Raw genomic sequence first — 5,009 nt, forward strand, 5'->3', positions numbered from 1 at the left:
GCCCCGGCTCCCGCGCCGGCCGCCCCGGCTCCCGCGCCGGCCGCTCCGGCTCCGGTCACCCCGGCTCCCGCCGCCGCCCCGGCTCCGGCCGCGCAGGCGAGCGACGAGGGCGCGTACGTGACCCCGCTGGTGCGCAAGCTCGCCGCCGAGAACGGCGTCGACCTGGGCTCCGTCAAGGGCACCGGCGTCGGCGGCCGTATCCGCAAGCAGGACGTCCTCGCCGCCGCCGAGGCCGCGAAGACCGCGGCGGCCGCCCCGGCCCCGGCCGCCACCCCGGCCGCCGTCAGGAAGGCCCCCGCCCTGGAGGCCTCCCCGCTGCGCGGCCAGACCGTCAAGATGCCCCGCATCCGCAAGGTCATCGGCGACAACATGGTCAAGGCGCTGCACGAGCAGGCGCAGCTGTCCTCGGTCGTCGAGGTCGACATCACCCGCCTGATGAAGCTCCGCGCACAGGCGAAGGACTCCTTCGCCGCGCGTGAGGGCGTCAAGCTCTCCCCGATGCCGTTCTTCGTGAAGGCGGCGGCCCAGGCGCTGAAGGCCCACCCGGCCGTCAACGCCCGGATCAACGTGGACGAGGGCACGATCACCTACTTCGACACCGAGAGCATCGGTATCGCGGTGGACTCGGAGAAGGGCCTGATGACCCCGGTCATCAAGCACGCGGGCGACCTGAACATCGCCGGCATCGCGAAGGCCACGGCCGACCTGGCCGGCAAGGTCCGCGCCAACAAGATCACCCCGGACGAGCTGTCCGGCGCGACCTTCACCATCAGCAACACCGGCTCGCGCGGCGCGCTGTTCGACACGATCATCGTGCCGCCGAACCAGGTCGCGATCCTCGGCATCGGCGCCACGGTCAAGCGTCCGGCCGTCATCGAGACGGAGGAGGGCACGGTCATCGGCGTCCGCGACATGACGTACCTGACCCTGTCCTACGACCACCGTCTGGTCGACGGCGCCGACGCGGCCCGTTACCTGACCGCCGTCAAGGCGATCCTGGAGGCCGGCGAGTTCGAGGTCGAGCTCGGCCTCTGACGCAGGGGTTGTGCGGCGTGGTGCCCCCGTCCGGGACTCTCGGACGGGGGCACCGTGCTGTCGTCCCGCGCCCGATGGGCCGGGCCCGCCGCGGGCCTGTGTAAGTCTCGTCTCACCTGCGTAAAAGCGCCCCCGCGCGCCTCTCCTGCGCGGGCCCTCGGCCGTATTGTCTAAACGTCAACGCCCCGGGGCCGATGGGCGGCCCCTGCTCGAAGGAGCCCTCATGACCGCGCCCGTCGTCCACTCGCTGCGCGAACAGATCCGCGAGCACATCGTGGAGGGGATCGTCAGCGGGCGCTGGCAGCCGGGTGAGCGGATCGTGGAGCGACGGATCGCCACCGAGCTGGAGGTGAGCCAGACGCCGGTGCGCGAGGCGCTGCGCGAGCTGGAGTCGCTGCGGCTGATCGAGTCCGCGCCGAACAAGGGCGTCCGCGTGCGCAATCTGACGGCGGCCGACCTGGAGGAGAGCTATCCGGTGCGGGCCGGCCTGGAGGCGATCGCCGCGGAGCTGGCGGCCCGGAGGCTGGCCGAGGACTGCTCGGCGCTCGAACCGCACGTGGCCGCCCTGTACGAGGCCGACCGGACGTCCGACGGCACCGCCCAGGTGCGGCACACCGTGGGCTTCCACCGGGAGCTGGTGCGCGCGGCCGGGAACTCCGTGCTGCTGCACACCTGGGAGGGCCTCGGCATCGAGGTGTTCACGGCGCTGTCCATCCGGTGGCTCGGAACCGTGCAGCAGTCGTACGCGGAGGAGCACGAGGAGCTGGTGCAGGCGTTCCGGCGGCGGGATCCGCGCATCGCGGACCTGGTGAAGGCGCATGTGCTGGGCTGCGCGCCGCGCCCCTGAGACAGCCGAGCACACCGATGCTCACCTGCGGAAACACTGCGAGACCACGGCACGGGGTGCCTGGCGACAAGGCACCGCGTGCCTACTTTCTCGTCATCGAGAGGTTTTTCCCGTCCACCCTTTGATCGATCATCGATCAGGGGGTTACAGTCACCGACGGGCCGCGCTGCGGGGTCGTACAACGACGTCGCACCCGCGCCCTGACGCCCTGTCCTGCCAAAGACCAAGGGCATCCCCGAACCCCTACCGATGAGGGAACCCCCTTCGACTGAGGAAGGCGGCGACATGACCGACCCCAACGCCATCCAGCCGAGCGCGCTCGACCAGCTCCCCGACCGGGACCCGGAGGAGACCGCCGAATGGCAGGCCTCCCTGGACGCGGTCGCCAAGGCGGCCGGGCCGCACCGTGCCGCATACCTGATGCGCCGCACGCTGGAGCGGGCCGAGGGCAACGGCATCGCGCTGCCCAAGCTGCTCGAGACCGACTACGTCAACACCATCCCGACCGCCGCCGAGCCCTCCGCGCCCGGCGACGAGGAGATGGAGCGGAAGATCACCGCGTGGAACCGCTGGAACGCGGCCGCCATGGTGACCCGCGGCAGCAAACACGGCGTCGGCGGCCACATCGCCACCTTCGCCTCCGCGGCCTGGCTGTACGAGACCGGCTTCAACCACTTCTTCCGGGGCAAGGAGGCCGACGGCTCGGGCGACCAGCTCTACATCCAGGGCCACGCCTCCCCCGGCATCTACGCCCGCGCCTTCCTGGACGGCCGTCTCACCGAACAGCACCTCGACAACTTCCGCCAGGAGGCGGGCGGCGAAGGCCTCCCGTCCTATCCGCACCCGCGGCGGCTGCCCTGGCTCTGGGAGTTCCCGACGGTCTCGATGGGCCTCGGCCCGCTGTCGGCGATCTACCAGGCGCGCTTCAACCGCTATCTCACCAACCGCGACATCAAGGACGTCTCCGCCTCCCACGTGTGGGCGTTCCTCGGCGACGGCGAGATGGACGAGCCGGAGTCGACCGCGGCCCTCGCGCTCGCCTCCCGCGAAGGCCTGGACAACCTGACCTTCGTCATCAACTGCAACCTGCAGCGCCTCGACGGACCGGTCCGCGCCAACTTCAAGATCGTGCAGGAGCTGGAGGCGCAGTTCCGCGGCGCCGGCTGGAACGTCGTCAAGACGCTGTGGGGCACGGCCTGGGACGAGCTGTTCCAGCTCGACACCACGGGCGCGCTGGTACGCCGGCTGCGCGAGGTGCCGGACGCGCAGGTGCAGACGTACCAGACGCGGGACGCGGCCTACATCCGCCAGGACTTCTTCGGCAAGGACCCGGCGCTCGCCGAGATGGCGAAGCTGCTGAGCGACGACAAGATCCTGGAGTGTTTCCACCTCTCCCGCGGCGGTCACGAGGCGCGCAAGGTGTACGCGGCCTACAAGGCGGCCGTGGAGTTCAAGGGCGCTCCGACGGTCATCCTGGCCCAGACGGTCAAGGGCCACACCCTCGGCGAGGGCTTCGCGTCGAAGAACGCCAACCACCAGATGAAGAAGCTCTCGGTGGACGAGTTCAAGGCCATGCGCGACCTGCTGGAGCTGCCCATCAAGGACAGCGACTTCGTCGACGGCGTGGTGCCCTACGGCCACCCGGGCGCCGACTCCCCCGAGGTCCGCTACCTCCAGGAGCGCCGCGCGGCCCTGGGCGGTCCGGCCCCGGCCCGCCGCACACACGCGCTCGCGCCGCTGCCGGCCCCGGCCGACAAGGCGTTCGCGTCGTTCGACAAGGGCTCCGGCTCGCAGAACGTGGCGACCACGATGGCCTTCGTCCGCCTGGTCAAGGACCTGGTCCGCGACAAGGAGACCGGAAAGCGCTGGGTGCCGATCGTCCCCGACGAGGCGCGCACCTTCGGCATGGAGAGCCTGTTCCCGTCGCTCGGGATCTACTCCCCCAAGGGCCAGACGTACGAGCCGGTCGACCGCGACCAGCTGATGTACTACAAGGAGGCCGAGAACGGCCAGATCCTCAACGAGGGGATCACCGAGGCCGGTTCGATGGCCGACTTCATCGCCGCGTCCACCGCGTACTCCACGCACGGTGAGGCGATGATCCCGTTCTACATCTTCTACTCGATGTTCGGCTGGCAGCGCACGGCCGACCAGATGTGGCAGCTCGGCGACCAGCTCGGCCGCGGCTTCCTCGTCGGCGCCACGGCCGGTCGCACGACCCTGACGGGCGAGGGCCTCCAGCACGCCGACGGCCACTCCCCGGTCATCGCCGCGACCAACCCGGCCGCCCTCAGCTACGACCCGGCGTTCGCGTACGAGATCGCGACGATCGTCAAGGACGGTCTGCGCCGGATGTACGGCGAGGCGGCCCCGGGCGAGGACCAGAACGTCTTCTACTACCTGACCGTCTACAACGAGCCGGTGCCGCAGCCGGCCAAGCCGGCCGTTCCCGGGGTCGACGAGGGCATCGTCAAGGGCCTGTACCGCTTCAACACGGCGGAGTCGGCGGGCGTGGAGGTGGCGGCGGCCAACGCCCCGCGCATCCAGCTCCTGGGCTCGGGCACGGCGATCCACTGGGTCCTCAAGGCGCAGAAGCTGCTCGCCGAGGAGTGGGGCGTGGCCGCCGACGTGTGGTCCGCGACCTCCTGGACGGAGCTGCGCCGCGACGCGCTGGAGGCCGACGCGGCCCTGCTGCGCGGCGAGGAGCGCATTCCGTACGTCCGCCGGGCGCTGGAGGGAGCCGAGGGCCCGGTGCTCGCGGTCTCCGACTACATGCGCCAGGTGCCGGACCAGATCGCGCAGTGGGTCGAGCAGGACTGGTCCTCGCTGGGGGCGGACGGCTTCGGCCTGTCGGACACCCGCGAGGCGGCCCGCCGGCACTTCGGCGTGGACGCCGAGTCGGTCGTCGTGGCGGCGCTGGCCCAGCTCGCCCGGCGCGGCGAGGTCAAGGCTGCGGCCGTGAAGGAAGCCCGCGAGCGGTACGGCCTGTAGGCCGTCGCCCTGTCGCGGAGCGACGTGACGCGGGCGGCCGGACGCGGGCGGCCGGACGCGGGCGGCCGGACGCGGGCGGCCGGACGCGGGCGACGTGAGGTGACGTGAGACGACGAGGAGGGGTGCGGCCCGGGCC

The 5,009-nt window shown here is 71.5% G+C and carries 3 protein-coding genes; all 3 read left to right on the forward strand.

All coding sequences use genetic code 11. The features are described 5' to 3' along the window. On the forward strand, positions 1-1,035 hold a 1,035-nt coding region (gene sucB / locus ACFVYK_RS37705), incomplete at its 5' end, for a 2-oxoglutarate dehydrogenase, E2 component, dihydrolipoamide succinyltransferase (protein ID WP_389781250.1). 223 nt (positions 1,036-1,258) lie between these two features. Next, complete coding sequence (locus tag ACFVYK_RS37710) at positions 1,259-1,882, forward strand: GntR family transcriptional regulator (protein ID WP_389781251.1); 624 nt, start codon at positions 1,259-1,261, stop codon at positions 1,880-1,882. A gap of 285 nt (positions 1,883-2,167) precedes the next feature. Continuing rightward, entirely contained in the window at positions 2,168-4,873 is a 2,706-nt protein-coding gene (gene aceE, locus ACFVYK_RS37715) for a pyruvate dehydrogenase (acetyl-transferring), homodimeric type (RefSeq protein WP_389781252.1), read from the forward strand. The last annotated feature ends 136 nt before the right edge of the window (positions 4,874-5,009 follow it).

It is taken from the genome of Streptomyces sp. NPDC058291 (assembly GCF_042880855.1).
GTDB lineage: Bacteria > Actinomycetota > Actinomycetes > Streptomycetales > Streptomycetaceae > Streptomyces.